At 51.5% G+C, this 25,319-nt stretch carries 18 protein-coding genes; 1 reads left to right on the top strand and 17 read right to left on the bottom strand.

The genetic code is table 11. The annotated features are described in order from the left end of the window. Window positions 1–82: 82 nt before the first annotated feature. From OH31_RS00645 to metE, 17 genes are all read right to left on the bottom strand, one after another. A complete protein-coding gene (locus tag OH31_RS00645; RefSeq protein ID WP_024929206.1) occupies window positions 83–2,479 on the bottom strand; it encodes a TonB-dependent receptor in 2,397 nt (798 codons plus the stop codon). Between the two features lie 97 nt (window positions 2,480–2,576). After that, entirely contained in the window at window positions 2,577–3,560 is a 984-nt protein-coding gene (locus OH31_RS00650) for a FecR family protein (RefSeq protein ID WP_024929207.1), read from the bottom strand. Next, the gene (locus OH31_RS14295; protein WP_024929208.1) at window positions 3,544–4,071 is read right to left on the bottom strand and encodes a sigma-70 family RNA polymerase sigma factor; all 528 of its coding nucleotides are present in this window, start codon (window positions 4,069–4,071) and stop codon (window positions 3,544–3,546) included. The genes OH31_RS00650 and OH31_RS14295 overlap by 17 nt, the downstream gene beginning before the upstream one ends. Window positions 4,072–4,271: 200 nt before the next feature. After that, window positions 4,272–6,701 (bottom strand): TonB-dependent siderophore receptor, encoded by a 2,430-nt coding sequence (locus OH31_RS00660; protein ID WP_036298445.1) that lies wholly within the window; start codon window positions 6,699–6,701, stop codon window positions 4,272–4,274. A gap of 79 nt (window positions 6,702–6,780) precedes the next feature. Next, a complete protein-coding gene (locus OH31_RS00665; protein WP_024929210.1) occupies window positions 6,781–7,785 on the bottom strand; it encodes a FecR domain-containing protein in 1,005 nt (334 codons plus the stop codon). Then, window positions 7,778–8,290 carry a sigma-70 family RNA polymerase sigma factor gene (locus tag OH31_RS00670; RefSeq protein ID WP_019882862.1) on the bottom strand — a complete coding sequence of 171 codons (513 nt, stop codon included), beginning with the start codon at window positions 8,288–8,290 and terminating at the stop codon, window positions 7,778–7,780. Before OH31_RS00670 ends, OH31_RS00665 begins: the two co-directional genes overlap by 8 nt. Window positions 8,291–8,406: 116 nt before the next feature. After that, a complete protein-coding gene (locus OH31_RS00675; RefSeq protein ID WP_024929211.1) occupies window positions 8,407–9,636 on the bottom strand; it encodes a PepSY domain-containing protein in 1,230 nt (409 codons plus the stop codon). Between the two features lie 92 nt (window positions 9,637–9,728). Continuing rightward, on the bottom strand, window positions 9,729–12,167 hold the full coding sequence (locus OH31_RS00680) for a TonB-dependent siderophore receptor (protein ID WP_024929212.1): 2,439 nt from the start codon (window positions 12,165–12,167) through the stop codon (window positions 9,729–9,731). A gap of 104 nt (window positions 12,168–12,271) precedes the next feature. Further along, window positions 12,272–13,141: a FecR family protein gene (locus OH31_RS00685; RefSeq protein ID WP_024929213.1), complete on the bottom strand. Its 870-nt coding sequence runs from the start codon at window positions 13,139–13,141 to the stop codon at window positions 12,272–12,274. An 11-nt stretch (window positions 13,142–13,152) separates the two neighbouring features. After that, window positions 13,153–13,665 (bottom strand): RNA polymerase sigma factor, encoded by a 513-nt coding sequence (locus tag OH31_RS00690; protein WP_242402150.1) that lies wholly within the window; start codon window positions 13,663–13,665, stop codon window positions 13,153–13,155. A gap of 211 nt (window positions 13,666–13,876) precedes the next feature. Continuing rightward, window positions 13,877–16,198, bottom strand: a complete 2,322-nt coding sequence (locus OH31_RS00695; RefSeq protein WP_242402151.1) for a TonB-dependent siderophore receptor — start codon at window positions 16,196–16,198, stop codon at window positions 13,877–13,879. A 160-nt stretch (window positions 16,199–16,358) separates the two neighbouring features. After that, window positions 16,359–18,734, bottom strand: a complete 2,376-nt coding sequence (locus OH31_RS00700; RefSeq protein ID WP_242402152.1) for a TonB-dependent receptor — start codon at window positions 18,732–18,734, stop codon at window positions 16,359–16,361. Window positions 18,735–18,838: 104 nt separating this feature from the next. Next, on the bottom strand, window positions 18,839–19,804 hold the full coding sequence (locus OH31_RS00705) for a FecR domain-containing protein (RefSeq protein ID WP_024929217.1): 966 nt from the start codon (window positions 19,802–19,804) through the stop codon (window positions 18,839–18,841). Then, window positions 19,801–20,301 (bottom strand): sigma-70 family RNA polymerase sigma factor, encoded by a 501-nt coding sequence (locus OH31_RS00710; RefSeq protein ID WP_024929218.1) that lies wholly within the window; start codon window positions 20,299–20,301, stop codon window positions 19,801–19,803. The genes OH31_RS00705 and OH31_RS00710 overlap by 4 nt, the downstream gene beginning before the upstream one ends. 43 nt (window positions 20,302–20,344) lie before the next feature. Then, window positions 20,345–21,196 (bottom strand): FecR family protein, encoded by an 852-nt coding sequence (locus tag OH31_RS00715; protein WP_024929219.1) that lies wholly within the window; start codon window positions 21,194–21,196, stop codon window positions 20,345–20,347. Continuing rightward, entirely contained in the window at window positions 21,193–21,705 is a 513-nt protein-coding gene (locus tag OH31_RS00720; RefSeq protein WP_164480671.1) for an RNA polymerase sigma factor, read from the bottom strand. The genes OH31_RS00715 and OH31_RS00720 overlap by 4 nt, the downstream gene beginning before the upstream one ends. A 152-nt stretch (window positions 21,706–21,857) precedes the next feature. After that, the gene (gene metE / locus OH31_RS00730; RefSeq protein WP_024929222.1) at window positions 21,858–24,149 is read right to left on the bottom strand and encodes a 5-methyltetrahydropteroyltriglutamate--homocysteine S-methyltransferase; all 2,292 of its coding nucleotides are present in this window, start codon (window positions 24,147–24,149) and stop codon (window positions 21,858–21,860) included. 108 nt (window positions 24,150–24,257) lie between these two features. On the opposite strand from metE, the gene OH31_RS00735 reads away from it, so the two are divergent. Further along, window positions 24,258–25,145: a LysR family transcriptional regulator gene (locus OH31_RS00735; protein WP_024929223.1), complete on the top strand. Its 888-nt coding sequence runs from the start codon at window positions 24,258–24,260 to the stop codon at window positions 25,143–25,145. Window positions 25,146–25,319 lie beyond the last annotated feature (174 nt).

The following is a 25,319-nucleotide window of genomic DNA, read 5'->3' on the forward strand; positions in this document are numbered from 1 at the left end:
AAAATATATTGATCGCACACACGGCATGCATCAATGCGATACATGCCGTGAATGATGATGATAGAGAGTGAATAGCAGTTACTTAGAAACTACCACTCAACGTCATCATGAAATTACGCGGCTCACCAAAATAAGTCTGGCGCGACCAGCCTTCCAAACGAGAGTAATACTTCTTGTCAAATAGATTGCTGCCCGTCAGGCTCAGGTTCCATTTCGGGTTAATGCGGTAGCTCACTTGCGCCGAGGCCAGGGTGTAAGCGCCTTGCTCCCACTTATTGGTCCCATCATAAGCATATACACCGCTGCTCATATCCAGCCCACCACCAATCGCCCATGCGTCTGACAAACGGTATTTGTTCCACAGTTTAAAACTGTGTTTGGGTGTGGAAGTTGCAAATACCAGGCCCTTCAAACTGTCCTCAGCCTTGAGGTATTTGGTTTCGGTATAAGCGTAACCAGCGATCAATTCCCACTGGTCATTCAAGCGGCCGCTGATCTCAGCCTCAGCCCCCTGGCTGCGCACCTCGCCCACCGCGATCGAATAAAGTGGATTCGCCGGATCGGTCATGGCGCGGTTCTCGTCATTGATGCGGAACAAGGCCGCATGCATATTTAACTTGCCGCCTTCCAGTTCGCCCTTGACGCCCACTTCATACTGCCTGCCAGTACGCGGCTTGAGCATTTTATTGTTCGCACTCAAGCTATATTGTTGCGGCTGGAAGATATCACTATAGCTGGCATATACCGCATAGGTGTCATTCAGGTTCTGCACCAGCCCGACATACGGGGTGAACTGGTTGGTAAATTCGTCACTACCGTCAGGATTGCCTTTCACCGAAGTTTTCCAGTTGCTAAGACGCCCGCCCAATATCAACCTGGTATTTTCCAGCAGTTGCAATCGGGTCTGACCGTATAAACCACTTTGCCGGGTTTGATATTCATCCGCCGGGTCATAAACAAAATCGGGCTTGGCAATGCTATGCACCGGTGAAAAAATATTTTGCGTCGCACCAAATACCTGGGCGTATGCGGTACTGGAGTTAAATACCCGCGTATTAAAACCCACCAGCAAATGATGCTGTTTATCAAAAGCATTAAACGGCTGGCTCAGATAAGCATCTACGCCGTAATCACTGGTTTTGCCCTTACTACCCAGCAGAATGCGGTCAAAGTTACCTGCGGCATCGATATAGGAGTCGCCAAAAGCGCTGCTTTCCAGGCCAAATCTACGTTCAATGGCACTGGCGCGTAATTTGAATTCGCCGCCCTGGTCAAGATGATGCTCCAGTTCAACAAAATATTGATTGTTGTTTTCGTGTTTGTTATCCCAGCCAGAGCCAATAAAGGTTGAACGCTTGATATCTGCCACCCTACCATCAGCATAGGTCGGTAAACCAAACGTTGGGCGCGAGTCCATACTGGTAATGGTTGCACCAACAGACAATGTGGTTTTGGAACTGACATCCACCTCCAGCGTACCGTACAGCAATGGCTTGCGCATGTAATCGCCATCAATAAAAGAGTTTTTATCCTGGTACATTGCGACTACCCGGCCACGCACTTTACCCTCACTATCAAGCGCGCCTGTCACATCCACTTCGCCACGGTAATTATCCCAGGAGCCGGTTTGCAGACGTGTCTTCACCGCAAAATCTGCCAGGGCGCGTTTTCTGACCAGGTTGACCGTACCACCGGGCTCACCAGTGCCCTGCAATAAAGCAGCTGCTCCGCGTAGCACCTCAATGCGGTCATAGGTAGTCAGGTCCTGTGAGCTGGTACCCCATGCGCCCTGGCTATCCTGTACAGGAATGCCATCAATCTGAATAGTATCCAGACCGTAACCACGCATGGAAATACCCGCTGTATTACTGCCATAACTCACCACCGTAATGCCGGTGGTCTGTTGCATTGCTTCGGCCACCGTGGTCAGGTTCTGGTCCTCAATGCGCTGGCGTGTCACAATCGAAATGGATTGCGGGATATCGCGTAATTTTTGTTCCCCTTTGCCGATGGTGACCGTATTCGAGGTATAAGAACCACTATTCTCAGTCACGGCCGTTTGCTCTTTTTTGGCACGAACAAAGACTTCAGGTAACACATCGACCACTGAAGACTCGCTACCAACGACTGATTTTTTCAAGGTATAGCCACCATCATCGGCCGGGACTGCCTGTAAGCCGGTATCGCGCAACAAGGCATCAAAGCCCTGTTTCAGGGTATGCCGCCCTTTGAGGCCAGCACTTTGTTTGCCCGAGGCCAAGGCAGGATCAAAGGAAAGGATGACATTTGCCGTGCGCGCAAAGCTATTCAACGCACTGGTGAGCGAACCGGCAGGCACATCGTAAACATGTGTACTTTCAGCCTGGCTTCCGCTGTCAGCATGGGCAGAGGGTGATTGCAGCAATGTGAACGCTGAGCAAGTTAGCAATAAGTGCAACGCCACTGCAAGTGGCTTTTGCTTGAGATGAAGCAACTGCATAGAAATAAAACTCCCTGATTATTTGTTGTATGTACTATTGATGACGTACAACCCAGAGAGGTAGACAGTGGAATGCAATATTTTTTAATTGGCCGGTTTAATGTGCTGGCTGAATCGACGTCAGCCAGGGCGTGTAATGCGTCATGGTGACTGGCGTCGTATCGGCCAACACCTTCAACGTACGGGCCGTATCATTCAGCGCAAACACGCCTGACACATGTACATGCGCTAACGCAGCAGCATCATAGTAAAGATGCCCCTGATGATAGCGTTGTAATTCGCTGAGCAGCAAGGAGAGTGGCAGATCATCTGCCACCAGCCTGGATGATATCCAGGCAGTTTCATTCTGGATATCGGCGTTGGTTTTACTGGCTGGCAGATCGTTTTGCAGCAGCGTAGCCTCGCCGGGAGATAAAGTCACACACGAGCGCTGTACAGTACAAGCTTCGACGCTAGACTCAATCACCATGACCTGCGTGACGTGATGCTGGCGCCCCACCGTGTATTGCGTGCCTAGCGCACGCGCCGTCCCTTCGGCAGTCTCGACCACAAATGGCCGCTGCGCATCTTTGGCCACCTGCAGCAGGATCTTGCCTTGCAGCAACTCGACGCGGCGCTGGCCTGCATTAAAGTGGATGTTCACAGCACTATGCGTATCCAGGGTCATCTGGCTATGATCAGCCAACTCAATCGTGCGTTGCTCACCAATGCCGGTATGGTAATCCGCCAGCATGACACGGGCAGGCAGGCTATTTACCACCATGCTGCCAACCAGCATGACGGCCAGCAAACACAACCCGGTCGTGAACACTTTGTTCCGTTTGTGTTTGGACGGCTTCAGCACCGCATTCAGGGCACGTTTGCTCGAAGTCTCCTGTGCCGCATCAAAACGGCTCCACAGTTTTTCCATTTGTGTAAATGCGGTGGCATGACGTGCATCCGACGCTAACCACTGCGCAAATGCTATCCGGTCAGCCTCACTGACATGGTCGGCATGCAAATGTGTATGCCATTCTGCGGCCTGTAAAATAATATCGGGAGAAGATGTGGTGTGTTGCATCAGGCTAAACCACTTCACCATAAACAATACGATGGCAATGCACCATGGCTTTGGCAATATATTGTTTGACCATACTGACAGAAACACCCAGCACTACGCCAATTTCGGCATACGTCATGTTTTCAAGCCGGCTCAACATAAAAGCTTGCCGCGGCTTATCCGCCATACTGTCCAGCATGGCGGCAATCAAGGTCAGGGTTTCGATCACTTCCAGATGCTGCTCGGGCGAACTCACATAGTTTTCCGCATGGGTCAGTGCCAATGCTTCCAGATAGGCCTGCTCTATTTTCTGCCGCCGCGCCTGATCAATCAGCAAACGTGTGGCAGTGGTCGTCAGATAAGCGCGCGGGGTCTGCAATGCTTTAAGATCGGCATCGGAAAGCGATAGCAAACGGCAGAATGTTTCCTGCACCATATCTGCTGCCTGCTCACGGCATCCCAATTTACGCCTTAGCCAATGTTGCAACCAGCTGCGATGGTCACTATACAAGCTATGTAGTGTGTGTTGGAATGCATGCTCGTTTGCAGACATAGTGACGGTCGAACTTCATGATTCAAATGATAATAATTCTCATTCTATCATGTAAAATTCATTTTGCACGCCCGCTTAAGACGCTGACTGGCAAATACCCCCCATCCGCTCACTGTGGCAGCAATGCCTGTCTGTGCTAGTCGCGAATATTGTTTGCCATGATATGTCTGCCAAACAATATTCACTCATCAAACCAGCAATTACCAGCTATAAGTTGCACTGGCAATGGCCGCACGGCGAGCACCAATCCAGCAATCGCCACGTGTAATACAAGTAGACACATACTCTTTATCTGCAAGATTGCTGGCATTCAGTGCATAGCGCCAATTGCCATAATCCAGGCCTATCATGGCATCAAACAAAGTCACGTCTGGCGTTTTAACAATATGGGTAGAGTTCCAGGACTCACCAATATAGCGCACCCCAAAACCGGCACGGAACCCACTCACATCCCCGATAGAAAAGCGTTTTGTCAGCCAGCCGGAAGCCAGGTATTTAGGAATGGTTTCAACCTGCTGCCCTTTTTCTGCCGGATTATCAGTGACGTCATACTTGGCATCTGTGTAGCTCCAGGAAGCCAGGACGTCCCAACGGTCACCAAAGCTGGTTGCGCCTTCCATTTCGATACCGCGCGACACAATCCTGCCCTTTTGCGTATAGAGATTACTCATGACATAAATCGGGCGGTTCTCGTCAGCCAAATGATAGGCGGCAATAGTGAAACGCGTCGGCGAGTTTGCAGGCATGTATTTCAAGCCGGCCTCCCACTGTTTGCCTTCCTGTGGTTTTAAATAACCGCCATTCACTGACAAATTAGTCAGTGGCAGGAAGGACTCAGCATAACTCACATAAGGCGACCAGCCATTATCAAACAGGTAGTTCAGGCCATAACGCTGCGTGGTTTTGTAGCTTTCCTGCGGGACAGAACCTTCACTGCGGTTTTCAGCTTTGTCACGACGGATACCGGCCGTCAGCACCCAGTGCTGGTCAAACTTGATTTGATCCTGCAAATACAAGCCTGTTTGCATCACACGTGTTTCTGGTAATGCCGACAATGTCGCCACCGAATCAATATTGCCGTAGACAGGGTTGTAAATATCAATCAGATTACCAGTACCATCGTCATAGCCTGCCACGCCCGTTTTGCGGAATCGCGCATAATCCAGGCCAATTAACACGGTATGCAGCGTACTCCCCAGATCAAAGTGTGCTTTGGCATTGGTATCGACATTCAATGTAAAGGAATGCGTTTTTGATACATCGTAATAGCGAGGCAAAACATTCTGGCCTGCTGTTGGGAATGGATTCACACTTGGATCAAACGTAAATGAATTCACATACAGTGAGCTGTAATTATTACGGCTTTTGGTCCAGCGGAAGTTCTGCCGCACCGACCAGGTATCATTCAACTGATGATCAAAAATCCAGCCAAGATGGGTAGATTCACTGATGTACTTGTCGAAACCAGGCTCCCCCAGGTAGTTATCGTAAGGAATGCGGCCATTGGGGTTAGGTTTGAGGACGCCATACACAGGCAGGAACTGCGGCGTGGGCAGTGAGTCATCCAGCTGATAGCGGGCAATTAAAGTCAGGCTCGTTTTATCGCTAGGCTTCCAGGTCAAAGATGGCGCAAACAATGTACGTTTTTGATAAGCATGATCGACTTGCGTATCCGTGTCCTTGCCAACCATGACCAAGCGGTAAAACAGCGTATCGCTATCGGCAACCGGCCCAGTAAAATCTGCCTGGATTTGCTTGAAATCATAGTTACCCAAAGAGACGCCAATTTCGCGGCGCGCTTCAGTCAGTGGCCGTTTACTGACCAGGTTGACAATGCCGCCGACACCGCCTTGACCGTATAAAGTTGATGCCGGACCGCGCAACACCTCAACGCGCTCCATCATGAACGGGTCTGGCCGGATCGTTTCTGAATAATAAGTATTAATCTGGCGCAGGCCATCCAGGTACTGCACAGCCTCCATCCCACGAATGGCATATCCATCCGAACGCGAATCCATCCCATACTGATCGGCAGCAACACCGGTGCTATAGCGCAGGGCTTCCTGAATGGACATCACTTTTTGATCAGTGATTTGGTCCGCAGTAATCACTGAGATAGACTGCGGCGTTTCGATAATAGGAGTATCGGTTTTGGTCGCCGTGGCCGTACGTTTGGCCACATACCCGTTCACGGGTCCATATGCATTTTCTTTATAGCCCAGCGCTGTCACATTAACTTCAGGCAAGACATCCGTCTCTTCTTTGACCACAGGTGAGGCCGCCGGTGTCGCACGTAACACATAGCCATTACCCAGTTGCACCGCCTGCAGGCCAGTGCCTGACAATATTTTTTCCAGCGCATGGCTCAGTGTCATGTTTCCTTTGAGCGCGGCAATCTTTTTACCATTGGTCAACGCAGCATTGGCTGTCAGATTTGCCCCGGTTTGCAACGCAATTTGGGTCAATGCCGTAGACAGCGGGCCTGCCGCGATATCAAGATTGTATTGCGCTTCTAGCGTTTGGGCGTGTGCCACAGGCGTAGCAATAGTGAGGCTGCCGGCCGTCGCCAGCAATGCAAAGTGCACTGCCGTGATCATCATGCGACGCGGGAATAAAAGGGGGTTCTGCATAAAATCAGGCTCCAGATTCAAGTCATATCAGATAGTTTCAACTGGTATGCCGAACAACTTGCAAAAAGGGGAACTGTTTTTAACGAGAAATAATGACCATGTTTGCGCCTGCGGTTTGCTGCACACGTACAGGCAGTGCATTTTCAAGGTTAGCCAGAATCAGGGGGATATCGCGCGCAGGCGTGGTTATCGAGTACACACCCACCAGCCGCAAAGCAGCGACCTGCGGACTCACACTGATGTTTACGGTAGTATAGCGCACCAGTTCATTGACAAAATCACTCAGCGCGATGTTATCGGCAACAATCTTGCCTTGTGACCAGGCTTCACGTGCCAGGTCAGCAGCACCATCCGCCACCACGGTATTAGCATTAAACCGAGCTTGCTGGCCCGCTGCAACGCGTACGGCCACTGCGGCATGTGGCGCTACCTGCACCGCGCCTTCAAATACGGCCACGTGTCCGCCGTGTAAATCACTGCGGACAGTAAACCGTGTGCCCAGCGCCGTTACGCGAGCCGTTGAAGTATCCACCACCAATGGCCGGGCGTATTGATCATGGGCAGATGTCACCAGAATCTCCCCCCGATGCAGGACGATGCGGCGTAACTGCTGTCCATACACAACATCAACAGCGGTATTGGTATTCAGGATCAGTACGGTTCCGTCGGCGAGAGTGAACCGTTGACGTTGCCCGACCCCGGTACGATAACCAGCATGTGCAATGGCATATTCATACTGCCACGCCTGCCACGGCAACATCTGCCGTAACAGCCCGCCAGTCCCCACCAACACGGCACCCATGCCCAGCAGGCGCAACGCCCGGCGCCGGCTGGCTAAGCGTGCTTGCGCCAGCGTGTCATGGCCAGCCTGAACAGGCAGTGATTCCACCAGTTGCCGGAATGGCTGGCTAATCGCCTCCACCCGCTGCCATACCCGTGCGTGCGCAGGATGCGCCGCCAGCCAGATCTGCCAGCGCTGACGATCCTGCTCGTTGCTGTGTTCATCTTGCAACAGCGCAAACCATTCCGCGGCCTGCGCAATAACGGCTTGTTCATCCTGTGATTCGGGTGCCAGACTACTCATACTCTACCTGCAGGCACGCCACCATGGCCTGTGCCATATATTTTTTAACCATACGCTCGCCGACGCCCAATTGCTCGCCAATCTGGCAATAAGTCAGCCCATCCAGTTGCGACAGCAGAAAAGCTTCACGTACCTTGGGCTTGAGTTTGTCCAGTAAAAGATCCACCCGGAACAGGGCTTCCAATACCAGGACATGCTCTTCGGGAGAAGGCACGTAAGACTCGGGCAAGGTGGACAGTGTTTCCAGCCAGGCACGTTCAATATCTTGCCGGCGCCAGTGGTCAATCAGCAAATGCTTGGCAATGGAGGTCAGATAGGCTCTGGGTTGTTCCAGCGCGCTCAGGGCACGGCGAGCAGCCAGGATACGTAGAAAGGTATCCTGTGCCAGATCCGCCGCTTTCTCGCTGCAACCCAACTTACCCCGCAGCCAGCCGCGTAACCAGGAATGGTGTTCTGTATACAGTGCAGTCAATGTTTGTTGCAAAGGATATTCGTTTGCCGACATACAGGCCAGACTCTAGATTTTTAATGATAATGATTCTTATTTTATCATTAACAATGGGTTTGCATAAGCCTCTGCGCCGGAGACAAAAAACAACCTGTATAAAGCTGAGTCATTTGCTAGCGACGGGAACCCTTAAGCTGATGAGCAAGTTTGCGGGAGCGTCGTTTTTTCAGCCAAATGAGCACTCCCGTCACGGTTAAACCAACCACGCCAAAGCCCATGGCACAGACAAATATCTGCATGGGCAGGCCCCATACTTGTGCAGTATGCAACGCCAGCAGCCATTGCGTGATGGTATCGCCCGCCGCTTCACCGGTCGGTAGATAAATAGCCAATTGCTCGCCACTGTTGGCGTTGAATATCACCGCGGTATCTGCGGTTTTTTCAGAAAGATCCCGGCTTGAATTCACGACATAGGTATAAGTACCTTTGCTGGCATCATAATAAATTTTGGCTTCATGATGAATCGTGAATGCATCATCGTGACTGGCTTGTTGTATCAACTGGCGGCCTGTACCCAGGGCGGCACTCACATCCAGCTGGGGACTGGTCAAAGGTTGCGCCAGTGTAGGGATTTTTTCATCAAAACTTTGCCGGGCAAACAGAGTGTCCATCACCGGCGTGTACACCTCACGTAAATTAAACGCCACGCTGGACCAGGCAAATACAAACAACATGGCCCATACCCATAAACCACCTGCCCGGTGCAGGTCAAAATTCCGCTTGGCGGAGCCACCATGCCAGCGAATTTTCCATGCTTTCCACCAGCGACTGAGCCAATGCTGCTCTTTTGTTTTGATCCTGATGGTGGATGTACGCTGTGGTGCTGGGAACGTTAAGTACGCGCCGACAAAACAATCCAGCGTCCACAATAACGCCACAATCCCAAATAGATAATCGCCCACACTGCCTAACGCCAGTGAAAAATGCAGGCGGTAAATAAAAGGCAATAAATTAATCGTGCCCTGCGTAATATCGCCCCATTTACGCTCACCGAGGATTTGACCGGTATAAGGATTCACGAATACTTCGTTGTTGAGGACGCTACTCTCAGGCAGGCCTGGGCGTGGCTGTAAACGAAAACGCCTGGATTGATCCGCGACCTGATTTAAATCTATCCTGGTAATCATTGCGTCAGGATATTGCCTGAGCACTAATGCCGTTAATGCGACCGGGCTTAGCATGGCCTGGTTGGCGGGCGGTACGACGCGCATCACCTCCGGATGAATACACGCATCCAGTTCATCGTAAAAAGCGATAAATATCCCGGTAAAGCCAGCCACAACCAGGAACAGCGCCATCACCAAGCCAACATAACGATGCAGCACAACAAATGTTTGACGCATTAAGCACGCCCCATCAAGCATATCCAGTTCACAAAAACAGGCACCATGCCACTTACCTGAGTGGCATGGTGTGCAGTTTCAACAGCGACCAATTACCAGCGGTAAGTCATCGTGCCCAATACCGTCCTGCGTGAACCGTATTCACAAGAAGTGATGTCGTCACAGATGGCATAACGCTTATCCATTAAGTTTTTGGCGCTCACAGCCAGCTCTGCCCCCTTGAGCGAAGCGTTCGCTTTAGACAAGTCATAACGTGCACTCATATCGACCAAGGTGTAGCCAGGCACTTTGAACGACTCGACATAATCACCGTAGGTTTCACCCAGCATACGCAAACCACCGGCCAGTTTCAGGCCTGAGAACGCCCCAGTCATTTTGTAATCCGCCCAGACAGAAGCCATATTTCTTGGTACGCCAGGGATATGCATGCCACGGTCAGCATCATTACTCTTGGTCACTTTAATATCAGTATAGGTATAGCTGGCAATCAGGTTGAGATTTGAAGTAATACCTGCCCTGGCTTCCAGTTCCAGTCCGCGTGATGCAATTTCACCACGCGCAATACTGAAGTCCGGATGCGCAACATCCGTCGTCGGCACATTGGACTTCTTCAAGTCATACACGGCAGCGGTAAATAAGGCGTTATAGCCTTTGGGTTCATATTTCACACCGACTTCAACCTGCTTGCCTTCTTGTGGCTTAAATAACTCACCGGCAAAATTAGCGCCGCCTTCAGGGGCGAATGACTCGGCATAACTCACATACGGTGCCACGCCCATATCGGTGAGATACAACAAGCCTGCGGAGCCCGTCGTCGCATGATATTGATTAGATTGCGAGGTGTCTGCCAGATAATCCTTGCTGCTCACTTTTGCGTGGTCACGGCGTATGCCTGCAGAGGCAATCCACTTCGGCGTGATTTTGATACTGTCTTGCAAGTAAATACCGGTCTGGCTATCCGTATCTTTAGTCACACCGGTATATGGGCCCACCGCCAGCGAACCGTACACAGGATCATATAAATCCAGGTCTGTGGTGGTGCTGTTTAAACGTTTAATGGTGGCATTGCCCGTGTGGTAGTCTGTGCCCAGCAACAAGGTATGTTCCATCCCAGCCAGGGCAAACTTGCCATGCACCTGATTATCCATCGTGAACAGGCTGCCGGTGATGACGGGAATCTGCCATTGGCGACGCTCAATCACACGTAACTGCCCGGGCACATAACCATCTACACGGATGGAGTATCTAGAACCATCAAAGTCGGTATAGCGCGTATTCTGGCGGAAGCCCCAGTTATCCGCGAGTTGTTGATCCCAGATATAACCAATGGAGGTACTTTCATAACTTTCGTGGTTTTGCTTGAGATTGCCTGAGTTACGGCTGACGGGGATATTGCCGTTAGGGTTGTTAAACACCGTCCCCACGGCGGGCAGCGTGTTATTAGATAAACCCTCATTTTTTTGATATTTGCTTAATAGTGTGACCTTGGTCTTGTCCGATGGCTGCCAGGTCAGTGCCGGGGCAATATACGTACGATTATCCTGAGCATGCTCTACCTGCGAGTCACTTTTACGCTCAAGTGCCGTAAGGCGATAACTCCACACCCCTTCATCGTCAATCCTGTCGCTAAGGTCAAGCGCGAATTGTTTACGGTCAAAGCTACCAGCTTGTACCTGTACTTCATGTATCGGCGTGACCGAAGGCATCTTGCTGACCAGGTTCACCATACCGCCAGGTTCGTTTCTACCATAGGTAACAGAGGCCGGGCCACGCAACACTTCAATACGCTCCAGACCATAGGGCTCCGCCGCAGTTCTGTTGTAGTTAGACCGTGAGCCCATCAGCGAACCATCGGCATAAATCGTACCGTTGGTATATAGCGAAAAACCGCGCAGGAAAATATTGGCGTCTGTCACAGAAAAGGCCGAACCTGGCGTGGTGACACCTGCGGTATAGGATAGCGCTTCAGTAATCGAACGTGGTTGCTGTGCTTCCACCTGATCTGAAGTCACCACGGAAATCGACCTCGCCGTTTCAAGGATAGGCAAATCCATTTTCGAACTGGTCGCACTACGTTTTGCCACATAGCCATTCACATGACTGGTAGCGGTTTCTTTTTCCGTTTCCGACATGACCACGACTTCTGGCAACGTCTGTTCCGGCGACACTTGCGTTTTGACTTCAGGCGCTTTCACAATGATAAATGTGCCATCCGCCTGCTCTTTAGCCACCAGATGGGTGCCTTCCAGCATCTGACTCAAGGCCTGTTTTGCACTCAGGTTGCCTTTCAACGCGGTGGATTGATGATTGGCCACCACATCACTGGCGAACAGTATTTGTACGCCAGCCTGGCTCGCCAGGCTATTCAGCGCTTTGTCTAGCGGTGCACGTTTGATCTCTATTGCGCGTTTGGATTCTGCTTGTGCTGAGAACGCCAGGCACATGCAGGCAATCAGTGCGGGAATGCGTAAACGCTTAAGCGTCGATAATGTTGAATGTTCTTGTGGACGATGTAATAACGCGGTGTTCAATTTAGCTCTCTTTTAGAAAAATATTTCAGTATGAAATTGCTTCAAAGAGTAGCCGTATCAGCAGGGCTCCAACCCTACCTTCATTTTCAAAAATAAATTAAAAATTATTTCGTATGAATATAAATGGCGCCATCGGCATGGTGAATAACCTTCACCGGCAAGATCTGCGGCAGCAGCTTGATCACATCATCGGTAGACTTTGTATTAAACGTACCAGAGATTTTCAAATTGGCTAATTGCGCATCCGCCAGTACCACCGGCCTGGTTTCATAGCGCTGCATTTCTGCCAGCGCCTGATGCAATGGCGTGCGTTCAAATATGATTTTTCCGTCTTTCCAGGCTGTCTGCGTTTTAGTATCCACCGTTTGGACAAACAGAGGGCGGGCTGGGTAAGATTGCGTTTGCTGGTCTTTTGTCAGATAGACTTCCTGGTATTGCGTGTAGGCATTGTGATATCTGCGCACCTGCACCTTACCGCGCAACACCGTCACGGTCGCCTGGTCGCCTTGCAGTAAGACATCAAAAATAGTGCCGATCACCTTGATGCGTGTCGCACCAGCCTTTACGTAAAAAGGGCGATACGCCTGATGCGCCACATGAAACATCACGCGACCAGACGTTAAAACAACTTGTCTTGACCGCAAATGCCAATGCACTTGCAATTGCGTATTGGTATCCAGCGTTAAATGGCTATGGTCCACCAATGTCAGCGTTTTTTGCTCGCCAATGGCAGAGGCGATTGTTTCAGTTTTATAGGCAGGGTTTAGCCAGAGCAGTAGAGAGAATACCGCGAAGACAAAGCCTAACACTGGCAAGGCCTTTTTCACATTCCGCTTGAGGGCCGAAGTGTTTTTCTCGGCCTGATAAAGGGCCTCGTCGGGCAACGGGAATAACTGCTGTAATTGCGCACGATTGGCTGCAATCGCGTCATCTTCATTCAAAAACTCTGCAGGTGTGGACGTTTTCTTTTGCATGCAGTTGAGCCTTACAACACGTTGAAGCGACTAAGTCTGGTGCGGCAGGCAAGCATGCCAGCACGCAAATGCTTCTCAACCATTTTAGTGGAAATATTGAGCCGGCTTGCGACTTCAGCTTGCGGCAATTCGTGAATCTTATGCATGATAAACACCAGTCTACAGCGTTCTGGCAAGGCATTGATCGCCTCCGCCAGTAGTTGCAGCTCTTGCTTTGCACTTAAAATACGTGAGGCACAGGGCGCATTTGAAGCAACCTCTGGCAGCACCTCTTGCGATTGCACATAAGCATGGCGGGAGTCTTCTGCACGGCAACGATCAACGGCAATGTCGTGCGAAATACGTTTTAATAACGCCAAGGGAATACGCACCGGCTCTTTTGGCGTGCGTTCCATCACATGTACACATACATCCTGTACCACATCTTGGGCAAAACCATGGTTGCCAAAACGGCGGCGTACATACTCAACCAAATGGTCGTAATGCTTGACTAATGCCAACGTCAGCAAAGACTGATTTGGCACATCGCCCGTTGGCGCGCTCAGTAAATGCGTATTTGAATTTTGACCAGAAACAGGCGCCATTGGAGGTGACAAATTGCAAGAAGGTAATGATAACTATTCTCATCTTAACATTTATCACTTTATTCACGCAACTCAGCGGGCGGCTGATGAGGGATTTCAATAGCCGCGGACGAGTGAAAGTGGCACGTGCCCGCTTTCACTCATGCATCGACTACCAGGTATAGCCCAGGGTGCCAATGACTGTCCGTGGTTGTGCCAGATAGCAATAGCCCTGGGTACAAATCGTATAGCGGTTATCTGCCAGGTTGGTGGCATTGACTGCTAAGCGCCAGTGCTGGTCAATTTGGTAGTGCGTGGTCATATCAAACACGGTCGCACTATTATTGCTAAAGCTGTTGGCATCATCCCCATAGCTACCCCCCATATGACGCACACCTGCGCCAATACCTAAGCCCTGCAGGCTACCCGAAGGCAAGGTATAGTCCGCCCACAATGACAGGTTATTTTTAGGCTGACCAGACAGCAGGTTGTCATAGTTCTCGTCCTGGCGGCTGGTCAGTTTAGGCATCAAATAGGTATAAGCAGCTGTCACGTTGACACCAGAATCCAGGCTGGCTTTCGCTTCCACTTCAAAGCCGCGTGAACGGACTTCTCCCGCCTGGGTCTGGCTGGCTGGCCCGCTGGCAATCACCACATTTTGCTGGGTAATTTGAAACACCGATGCCGTCAACATCAGGTTGAGGTCTTCTGGCTTGAACTTCACCCCGGCCTCGACCTGCTTGCCCGTCGTTGGCTTGAAAAAGCCCCCGGCAGCGTTGCGGCCCACCACTGGTACAAAAGAGGTCGCATAACTGATATACGGCATCACGCCATGCTCCAGCTGATAGCTCAGGCCAACCCGGCCGGTAAACTTCTTAAAGTTGCCATCATCATCGTCTGTCAGTGTTTTCTGTGCGGTTTCTGCCCAGTCGCGGCGACCACCTATGGTCAATATCCATTGCTGCCACTTGAGTTGCTCCTGAGCGTATATGCCGGTCTGTTGCATGCCATATTCATAAGGCTGATCCAGCACTGGGCTACTGATAGGCTGTGCACCATAGTTGTGTGTGCTGACATCAAGATCAGGTGCTGCACCAAACCCCATCTTGCCGTTGTTGAGAGACTTGGTCCAATCCAGGCCAAACAAGACCGTATGCTGCACACTGCCGGTATTGCCTTGCCACTGTGCCTGGTTATCAATGGCATAAGTATGCAAGCGCTCGACCAACCGCCCGGTACTGCGGCTGGCGACATTGCCACTGACACTGTCAATCTGCGTATAGCGGGCATCCGCATCCACCCGCCCGGTACGCACATTCTGGCGCAAGGTCCAATGTTCATTCAGCAAGTGCTCAAATAAATAGCCTATCTGGTATTGCTCCTGAGTGAAATCCTGAAACGCCGGATCGCCGCTTGGCAAGCTTCTCACCACACGCCCGTTAGTGTCATTAAAATAGGACGAGTTACCAACCGTCGTATCTTTCTGGTAATGCGTCAATATCGTCAATGTAGTTTTCTCATTGGGCTGCCAGGTGAAAGCCGGTGCGATATACGTCCGGTCATCATGCCCGCCTTTGACCGGGCTATCGCTATCACGATACAAACCGGTCAGGCGATAAGCCAGAGTATTGTCAGCATCCAACGCGCCAGTCGTATCAAAGCGCACCTGTTGCCTGTCATAGTTGCCTAACTGGATATCAGCCTGGTGCCTGGCTTCAAACTGCGGACGTTTGCTCACAATATTCACCAGCCCGCTGGGCTCGGCCTGGCCATATAACACAGAACTCGGGCCTTTGAGGATATCAATCCGCTCCGCAGAATAAGGTTCTTCTTTATACAGCGCAAAATTGCTGCTGAGCTGACGCAGCCCGTCGCGATACACCCCGGTATACGTCATATCAAAACCGCGAATACTAAAGGAATCAAAGCGCGGGTCAAAACCAAACGCACCGACCCGCACACCCGGGGTATATGCCACAGCCTCGGTTAAGGTCTGCACGTTTCTGGCATTCATTTCATCGCGGGTGACCACTGAGATCGATTGTGGAACTTCGGCCAATGGCGTGTCCGTTTTGCTACCTGTCGCGCTGCGCTTAGCCACATAGCCCTTAACTGGTCCATAAGCGGTTTCCTCAACACGCTGGCTTGACACATTCACCTCAGGCAACGTTTGTGGGTCCGCTTTACTTTCAGACTTTGGCGGCACCTCGGTAATGGCATAGCCGCCAGTGGAGGTTGGCTTGATCATCAACCCACTGCCGGCCAGCAATTTTTCCAATGCCTGGCGCGTGGTGTAATCCCCTTTCAGGGTCGATGAGGTTTTCTTATCGGTAATACCGGTCGAAAAAATAATACGTTCCCCAGTCTGGTGCGCAAGTGCATTCAGTGCTTTATCGAGGGGCTGGGATGGAATATTCAGCTCAACAGCCAGAGCAGGAAAAGTCAGTTGCGCGAGCAACAACGCCATAAAAGCAGAACAACGGGAACGAGGCATGTGTAATCCAGTACAGTTAAATTAATCAGTAATACTGGCATGTCGTTTGAGCGATGAAAGATGTTGAGGTCTGTTTTAATATTTTTCTAAAAAATAATAAGCCCCCGATAAAAAAGCACCGGCGTATGCGAGCCGGTGCTTGAAGATCAGATAGGGATCATTAAATCTCCAGTTTGAGCGCCACACCGAACAAACGTGGTGCGCCGACATCAATGACATCGCCACTACTATTGTTGGTGATATATTCGCGACCAAACAAGTTACGTACAAAGGCATTGACTGTGGTACGCGGGTTCAGGCGACAAGAGGCGTTGGCATTGACCAGCACCACACTGTCGTTACGCCGGGTTTCCGTCAGCAGATAGACCGACGGACTGCTGTCCTGGTATACCGTATCGACATTGAACAACCACTGATTGCCCAAATGGTAATTCAGCCCAAGATTCACCTTGGTTCTCGGCGCCATAATGAACTGCTTGCCGCGCATATTGAGGCCATCACTGTTGATAAAGTCCAGGTACTCAGTGTGGTTGTAGGCGGCGCCAGCAATCATTTGCCAGTCACTATTAATCGCATACTCAGCGGAGACCTCCAGGCCGCGCATACGGCTTCTGGCAGCATTAGAAATATACAAACGATTCAATGCATCGCGCTGACGCACCTGCTGGTCCTTCCAATCGGTGTAATACACGTTGGCAAACGTTTTCAGGCCGTATTCAGGCCAGCTACCCCGATAAGAAAATTCATAGGTGGTAGTAAATTCGGCATCATATGGCCGGTGATCGGATGGCACCCGCATATTAATACCACCGCCCCGATAACCACGTTGCACCATAAACCCGGTTCGCTGGGTAGGCGACCAGATATAGTTGATGCCCGCTTTTGGCAGTAAGGCGCCAAAAGTCTTTTTGTCATCGGCTTCTGTGACTGGTGATAGCGAGAAGGTATCCAGCACATAGTCTACCTTGGCCTCATTCTTCTCACGGTCATAACGCAAACCGGCAATGGCCTGCCAGTGCGGGTCAAAATCCCAATTGACCTCACCAAAAATGGCCTTATTACGTATCTGGCTTCTGCCATCTGCCATCAATACCGATCCCAAGCCCACAATACCCAAGGTATCATTAAACTTGATTCTGGAAGAACCGTAATAGAAACCTGCATGAGCCTTCAGTGTTTCCCCTTGGTAAGTGGCACGGAACTCCTGGCTAAATAACCTGGTTTGATGGTGACGATTGGCTTCCTCACTGTCTACTGCGCCCTGATCAAAGTCCAGCAAGCTTTGATAATTGGCATTGGTACCTGAGGTGATGCTGGTCAATAGCCATGGCTGGCTTAACTGGTAAGTCAGCTTCAGGGTTGCCTCATTTTGCTGTATAGCATCAAACGCATCTGTATTCTGAACCAGCCGGTAGTACTGTGGCTGGTTATTGACTTGCGTTACGCCATTGCTACCGGCGTGATAATCCGTATGCGATAGCGTCAACAACGCTTCTGTTTTTTCACCCGCCAGTAACAGCAATTTGCCACGGGCATTGATAGACCGGCGCGGGTCGGCGTTGTTATCCAGAACACGGTTTTTGATATAGCCATCTTCATTTTGCACATTCAATGTAAAACGGCCCGCCAGCACATCCGGCACCAGCTCGGCGTTCGCCGTCAATGCCCCACCCTGCTGGTAGTAATTACCAAGATTACCCTGCAATGTCAGTGCATTTTTGAACTCGGGATCATTGGTTTGCATAATGACAGCGCCCGCCAATGCGTTGCGGCCTTGCACGGTGGATTGTGCGCCACGGTACACTTCAACCTGTTTCATATCCCAGGTCGAGAGCGGGCTCATGGTCACCATACTGCTGGTTTGCAAGGCACCATCGACAAACACCGATACCGCATTATTAAGCGAGAGTGGCCCCTGGTCATCAAAACCGGTGACTGGCACACCACGGATACCCCAGGTTTCATTACGCGATTGCGTATACACCCCAGGCGTACGCGCCATGATATCTGCCAATGACTGATCAGAATGAGTGCGTATATCTTGCGCGGTTGCCACCGCCACGCTGGAGAATGTTTCGCTCAGTTTGCGTTCGATTTTTTCACCTTTGACCACCACCTCACTTAAGGTATCGATCGATGCCGTGTTGACGATGGTTGGCGCTGTTCGGCCACTGACTTTGGCCGTTCTTTTCAACGAATATTGCTGTCCGCCCTTGTCCTCCAGCGTAAACTCGCTGCCTTTAAGCAAAGTATCAAAGCCTTCATTCACGCTGTAATAGCCTTGCAGGCCGTCACTTTTGATATTGGCTACCAGTGCCGGGTCAAAAGATAAACGGGTGCCAGTCAATGCGGCAAACTCTGCCAGCACATGTCCCAATGGGCCTGGCGCCAGTTGATAGCGTTGTTTTTCCGAAGTCACTTTCGCGTTGTCTGCCAGGGCCGGCGTCGGGCTGGCGGCAAGCATAAGGCTCCAGCCACAGAGCGCAATACGCAGCGCACGCTGAAGTGGAGTGAATTGAAATGTTGAGGATGACATGATCCTGATTGCTCCCTAAGTATAAATAACGAAATGGCCAGGTCATGGCCTTCATCATGTACACCGGATGAGGACTAAAAAAGTATCAGGGTGAGCAACATTTTTTATCCTGCCGTATTGGCAGGCTCAACCATGATCCAGTAACGGCTGGGGATAAGCACGCGTACCGGTAAGGTTTTTTGTAATAAATCGAGCGCAGCATCAGTATCGTTTAAAGGAAACGCACCAGACACAACCATTTGCCTGAGGTCAGGGTGACAACGAATGACGCCATGACGATAGCGTGCCAGTTCTTTGAGCAACGTTTCTAAGGGCATGTCCTGTGCCAGCAACATGCCCTGCTGCCAATACCCCACGTGTTGCTCAGCACGGCGTATTTGCTCTAAGCCATGGCGATTGAATGCACGTTGCTGCCCGGCCTGTACCACGCTGCTCTGGCCATTGTCGAGTTGAATACGCACCTCGCCTTCGGTCACCGCCAATATGGTACGCTCAGCAGTCAACTTGACATTAAAGCGTGTGCCCAATGGCACCAGCTCACCATGCGGCGTGATGACGACCAATTTACGCTTGTCCTGATGCCCGGTTTCCAGCCAAACCTCACCTTGATGCAACACAATCTGCCGCTGCTGGTGATACTGAATATCCACGGCAGAGTCTGTATTCAATACCAGATGCGTGCCATCTCGCAAATGCAGGTGCTTTTGTTCACCGACAGCCGTCTGATATTCAGCCTGCCAGCGTGTTAAAGGCAAGGCGCGATATCCCAGCCAGGCACTGGGTAATATCAGCCCCAGCGTGCCCAGCTTTTTGAGTGCATGCCTGCGTGACACATGATCCATGCGCGTGAGCACCTGTTTGGCCAGAGCTTTGCGCTGCACTTGTCCAAATGTGTGCTCTATCTGCGTGAGTCGTGACCAGGCTTCTGCATGCTGTGGATGGCTGCTTTGCCAATGTTCAAACGCCGCCTGTGTCGCCGGATTTGCCGCCTCCGCCTGTAATTTAAGCAGCCAGTCCACGGCCTGGGTCAGCACCTGTGGATCCAGCGTTTGGGGGGTGTTTGAAATCATAGGCTTAAACACGCCAGATAGGCTTTACGCATATGCCGTTTGACAGTGATGAGTGACATATCCAGTTGATCCGCAATTTGCTGGTAAGTCAGCCCATCCAGTTGCGCCAGCAGGAAGATAGCGCGCGTTTGCGCGGGCATGGTTTGCAGCAGGCGATCAATTTGCCGCAGCGACTCCAGAATCAGGTGCTGCTCTTCAGCCGACGGCCACGAACCGGGAGGCAATTGTGCTAGTGTTTCCTGATACGCGCGTTCGATTTGCTGGTGGCGCCAGTGGTCAATCACCAACCCTTTGGCGATATGCACCAGCAAGGCCCTGGGCTCTGTACCGAGCTGGGCCAGCTTGTTGTGGTGCATGATGCGCACAAACGTGTCGTGCGCAATATCTGCCGCATCCCAGCTATTGCCGGTTTTTTTGCGTAACCAGCCCTGCAGCCAGTCATGATGCTGGCGGTAAACATCGTGCAATTGCTGCCAGCGTACATTCAGCAAGGCCATGGTAGGCACTTTCTGGCAGAAATGGCAAATGATTCAACCATGATTAGCGCTGCCGGATCACGATGGTTCCACCCTCGTGCCGTGCGATGCGTACCGGTAAAATTTCTGGCAAGGTATCGATCAATGCATCGATGCCATTGATATCGTACTCGCCTGACATGCGGTAATGGGCGATGCGTGCATCTGCAATTTCAATCTGCCCGTGATGGTAACGCTGCAACTCGCTGACAACCTCTGCCAGGGTATCGCCGTCAAACATCAGCCGCCCTTGCTGCCAGACAGTCGCAGCAGCCGCTGAAGCATGGCGTGTTGTCGACATGTCAGCCGCATGCGTGCTCACAGACTGGTTCTGGAAAATCTGGCGTTGCGCGGAGGCCGTACGTACTTCTACCGCACCCTCAACCACCGTCACCACGGCACCTTGTCCATGATGACGCACATTAAACACCGTGCCAATATCCCGGATAGCGGTCTGATGTGCATAGACAGTGAAAGGTCGCCATGCATGCGCGACACTGAACAAAGCCTCCCCTTGCTGCAAACGTAATTGCCGGGAGTAAAGACGCTGCTCAACCAGCAATACACTATTGGTGTTAAGCGAGACGCGGCTGCCATCTTTCAACATATAACTGGCTTGCTGCCCGACCATGGTATGCAGGTCTTCTCGCTGCAATACCGGGTCTACATACCAGCTGAGTGCAATGACGCTGATGGCGGCAATACCAGCAGTGATTTTTTTCAAACGGCGCTGTTGCCGGGTCTGCTGTTGGGCTGCGCGCAGAATGTCTTCCCGCGAAGGAAAGTGGTTGCGTAATGCCTGCGTATAAGGGCTGAGCACATCCGGTACATTACCCTGCTCCGGCAACGGGCGAGCTTCATGGCAACTGATCTTCATGCCTGCGCTCCCCACGCCCGCTGGATGGTCGCCATCGCCTTGGTGAAATGCTGTGTCACCATATTGCGCGAAATACCTAGCGCATCCGCAATTTCCTGCTGTGGCATTTCATGCAATCGGTGCAGTAGAAACACCTGCTGCTGACGCGGCGGTAATGCTTCGATAATGCGTTTTAACGCCTCTAATCGCTGCACAAAGTGCAATACCCGCTCGCCATCCACCTCATGTGTCTGCGCCAGCGTGTCCTGCATGCTGTGCACGTGAGACTGCTGCGTCTGCTGCTGGCGGTAACGGTCTATGGCCCGGTTTCTGGAAAGCTGACGCAAAAAGGCCATGGGGGTATTCACCGGCTGGCCCAGTGGCCGCTCCATGATCTCTATGCAGACGTCATGCACCACATCCTGTGCGAAATGCTGGTCACCAAAGTGACGCTTCACATAATTGACCAATTCATCGTAGTGATACACCAGGGTCACCACAAGTTTGGAGTTTTCGGGATGGAGCAACACAGCAATAAGGCAGACAATTATTTAAACGGACATCTTAGCGGCCTCGATGAAAAAATACAAATGAAAATCATTATCAACTAGATTAAAAAACGCAAAGAGAAGGCAAGATTTGCTGGCACCCGACGCCGGATGCCAGCAAGCTGTATCGTGACCTAAGCCTGGGCGCGCAAGGTTTTTGCTGCGGCCACCATATTAGTCAACGCGGGCAACACTTCGGCCCATTGACGGGTTTTCAGGCCACAATCCGGGTTCACCCACAAACGCTCGGCAGGGATACGCTCGGCAGCCTTTTGCATCAACTGCACAATATGCGCCTGGGTCGGGATATTCGGCGAGTGAATGTCATAGACGCCCGGCCCGATCTCGTTCGGGTAGTTGAAATCATCAAACGCATCCAGCAACTCCATGTCTGAACGTGAGGTTTCAATGGTAATCACGTCAGCATCCATGTCAGCAATCGAAGCGATGATGTCATTAAACTCCGAATAGCACATATGCGTGTGGATTTGCGTTTCATCGGCAACACCATTGGCGGTGATGCGGAATGACTCTACTGCCCACTGCAAGTACTCTTTCCACTGTGACTTGCGCAATGGCAAACCTTCACGCAAGGCGGCTTCATCAATCTGGATCACATTGATACCGGCTTTTTCCAGGTCCAGCACTTCTTCACGAATTGCCAGTGCCAACTGGTAGCAGCTGACTGAACGTGGCTGGTCATCACGCACAAAAGACCAGTTGAGTATCGTCACTGGACCGGTCAACATGCCTTTCATCGGCTTGCTGGTCAGTGATTGCGCATACTTGATCCACGCTACCGTCATGGCTTGTGGACGGCTGATATCCCCAAACAGGATAGGCGGTTTGACACAACGCGAGCCATACGACTGCACCCATCCAAACTGGCTGAAGGCATATCCCTCCAACTGCTCACCAAAATATTCCACCATATCGTTACGCTCGGCTTCACCGTGCACCAGCACATCCAGCCCTAAGGCTTCCTGTTCACGTACGCTACGCTCAATTTCGGCTTTCATCGCCTGCTGGTAAGCTGCCTGATTCAACGCCCCGGCCTTGAACTGGCTGCGGGCATGGCGGATTTCTGCCGTCTGCGGGAAAGAGCCGATGGTGGTGGTCGGATACCTGGGCAAACCAAGCAAGGCGGCCTGTTTGGCGGCACGTTGTACATAATGATTTTGCCGCTGCCCCAGTTGCGGTGTCAGTGTTTCCAGCGCGGCTTTCACCTGCGGCTGATGGACGCGCTTCGAGGTACGGCGTGCATCAATCACCACCTGATTCACAGCCAAAGCCACTTTCACCGCGGCACGACCATGATTCAATGCCGTCGCCAACACCTGTAACTCCTCCAGCTTCTGCTTGGCAAATGCCAGCCAGGACTTGACCTCACTATCCAATTTCACCTCATTATCAAGGTCCACCGGCACATGCAACAGTGAACAAGAAGGCGCCAGCCATAAACGGTCACCCAGGCGTTCAGCGATGGGCTCCAGCCAGTCCAGGGTGCCATTCAAATCAGTTTTCCAGATATTGCGGCCATTAATCACGCCCAATGAAAGCACTTTGTGCGCCGGCAACATCGCCAGCAAAGGCACAATCTCGTGGCGCGCGTTGATGGCATCGATATGCAAACCCGCCACCGGCAAATTCGCCACCAGATACTGGTTATCAACCAATGGGCCAAAATAAGTCGCGAGCAGAATCTTGATGCGACTACTCTTGAGTTGGTGATAAGCCAGGTTGAATGCATGCTGCCATTCAGCCTCCAGTTCAGTCACCAGAATAGGCTCGTCTATTTGTACCCACTCCACGCCCTGCGCCGCCAACGCCTCGAGCAACTCGCTATACACCACCAGCAATTGCGGCAGCAAGGCCAGGCGGTCTGAAGCATCCTTGGCCTTACCAATCGCCAGGTAAGTCACCGGCCCGACAATGACTGGTTTAGCTTTGACATGTTGCGCCTGCGCTTCTGCCAACTGCGCCAGCAAGCGTGTCGTATCCAGCTTGAACCGTGTCTCGGCGGTGAATTCCGGCACGATATAGTGGTAATTGGTATCAAACCATTTGGTCATCTCCCCCGCCGCCACGCCGCCACAACACTGCGCATGCTCCTCGCCAGATTCTGCGGAACGTCCACGGGCCACACGGAAATAATTATCCAGTGGGTCGCCATGAAAACCCTGTACACGGGCGGGCAAGTGACCGAGCGTAAAGCTCATATCCAGCACCTGGTCATAAAACGCAAAGTCACCCACCGGCGCCAGATCCAGATGCGATTGCAACGCCCAGTTGCCCTGGCGCAAGTCTTTGCCCACTTGCTTTAATGCGTCTAATGAAGACTGTCCTTTCCAATAAGCCTCTAAAGCAAATTTCAGTTCGCGTTTTGCGCCTATGCGCGGAAATCCAAGATTGTGTGTGGTGACCATGCTAGCCTCGTCAATAATCGTTTCAGAACACGCATTCTAAAAAAGGCAAATCATGAAGTAAAATGGTATTATTTCAACAATCAATTAATTTTATTCATATATAAAAACATGATTGAACGCATCCATCTAGCGATTATTCGCGAAGTCGAACGGCAAGGCTCACTGACCGCCGCCGCTGAACATCTATTTCTTACGCAGTCGGCGCTGAGTCACTCGATAAAAAAACTGGAACAGCAACTGGGTACTGATATCTGGTTACGTGAAGGCCGCAGCCTGCGCCTGACCCAGGCCGGACAATACTTGCTGGCAGTGGCCAACCGGCTGCTACCGCAACTATCGTTAGCAGAAGAGCGCTTGCGCCAGTTTGCGCAAGGCGAGCGTGGCACCTTGCGCATCGGCATGGAGTGTCACCCGTGCTACCAGTGGCTGCTCAAAGTGGTGTCACCCTACCTGGCCGCATGGCCGGATGTCGATGTAGACGTAAAACAGAAGTTCCAGTTTGGCGGCATAGGCGCCTTGTTTGGCTATGAGATCGATATGCTGGTCACGCCTGACCCCTTGTATAAACCCGGGCTGATGTTTCAACCGGTATTTGATTACGAGCAGGTGCTGGTGGTACATCACCAGCATGCACTGGCCCCACTGGCGTATGTGCGCCCCGAACAACTCAGCGGTGAAACCTTGATCACCTACCCGGTAGATATTGATCGACTCGATATTTACAACCAGTTTCTGCAACCGGCAGGCATCAGCCCGCAGGTACACAAACCGATAGAAACCACTGACATCATGCTGCAAATGGTCGCCAGTGGCCGCGGCGTCGCGGCCTTACCGCGCTGGCTGGTGGAGGAATATCAAAGCCGTTTCGATGTGGTGCCGGTCAAGTTAGGCGAGCAAGGCATTGCTAAGCAGATTTACCTGGGTATCCGCGAAACAGATGTAGAAATTGATTATGTACAAGCATTTATTAGACTGGCACAAGCAAGTGATCTTTAGCATGCTAATACGCATCAAATGCCAGGGCGTCGGTTGATCATACCAATAAAAAAAGACGCGCCATCAACGCGTCTTTTTTCAAACAATCATGTGCATGCCGAAGCTATAGCAATTAGCCCATGACTGCCATGATTCAGAAGCAATCCAGGCAGCTAGCCAACCGTTCTACAGCCA

It is taken from the genome of Methylophilus sp. OH31 (genome assembly GCF_000576615.1).
Lineage (GTDB): Bacteria > Pseudomonadota > Gammaproteobacteria > Burkholderiales > Methylophilaceae > Methylophilus.

Excerpts from the sequence above, each read along its gene's own strand:
- OH31_RS00645 (WP_024929206.1), bottom strand. The coding sequence starts at position 2,479 with ATGCAGTTGCTTCATCTCAAGCAAAAGCCACTTGCAGTGGCGTTGCAC.
- OH31_RS00650 (WP_024929207.1), bottom strand. The coding sequence starts at position 3,560 with ATGGTGAAGTGGTTTAGCCTGATGCAACACACCACATCTTCTCCCGAT.
- OH31_RS14295 (WP_024929208.1), bottom strand. The coding sequence starts at position 4,071 with ATGTCTGCAAACGAGCATGCATTCCAACACACACTACATAGCTTGTAT.
- OH31_RS00660 (WP_036298445.1), bottom strand. The coding sequence starts at position 6,701 with ATGCAGAACCCCCTTTTATTCCCGCGTCGCATGATGATCACGGCAGTG.
- OH31_RS00665 (WP_024929210.1), bottom strand. The coding sequence starts at position 7,785 with ATGAGTAGTCTGGCACCCGAATCACAGGATGAACAAGCCGTTATTGCG.
- OH31_RS00670 (WP_019882862.1), bottom strand. The coding sequence starts at position 8,290 with ATGTCGGCAAACGAATATCCTTTGCAACAAACATTGACTGCACTGTAT.
- OH31_RS00675 (WP_024929211.1), bottom strand. The coding sequence starts at position 9,636 with ATGCGTCAAACATTTGTTGTGCTGCATCGTTATGTTGGCTTGGTGATG.
- OH31_RS00685 (WP_024929213.1), bottom strand. The coding sequence starts at position 13,141 with ATGCAAAAGAAAACGTCCACACCTGCAGAGTTTTTGAATGAAGATGAC.
- OH31_RS00695 (WP_242402151.1), bottom strand. The coding sequence starts at position 16,198 with ATGCCTCGTTCCCGTTGTTCTGCTTTTATGGCGTTGTTGCTCGCGCAA.
- OH31_RS00700 (WP_242402152.1), bottom strand. The coding sequence starts at position 18,734 with ATGTCATCCTCAACATTTCAATTCACTCCACTTCAGCGTGCGCTGCGT.
- OH31_RS00705 (WP_024929217.1), bottom strand. The coding sequence starts at position 19,804 with ATGATTTCAAACACCCCCCAAACGCTGGATCCACAGGTGCTGACCCAG.
- OH31_RS00710 (WP_024929218.1), bottom strand. The coding sequence starts at position 20,301 with ATGGCCTTGCTGAATGTACGCTGGCAGCAATTGCACGATGTTTACCGC.
- OH31_RS00715 (WP_024929219.1), bottom strand. The coding sequence starts at position 21,196 with ATGAAGATCAGTTGCCATGAAGCTCGCCCGTTGCCGGAGCAGGGTAAT.
- metE (WP_024929222.1), bottom strand. The coding sequence starts at position 24,149 with ATGGTCACCACACACAATCTTGGATTTCCGCGCATAGGCGCAAAACGC.
- OH31_RS00735 (WP_024929223.1), top strand. The coding sequence starts at position 24,258 with ATGATTGAACGCATCCATCTAGCGATTATTCGCGAAGTCGAACGGCAA.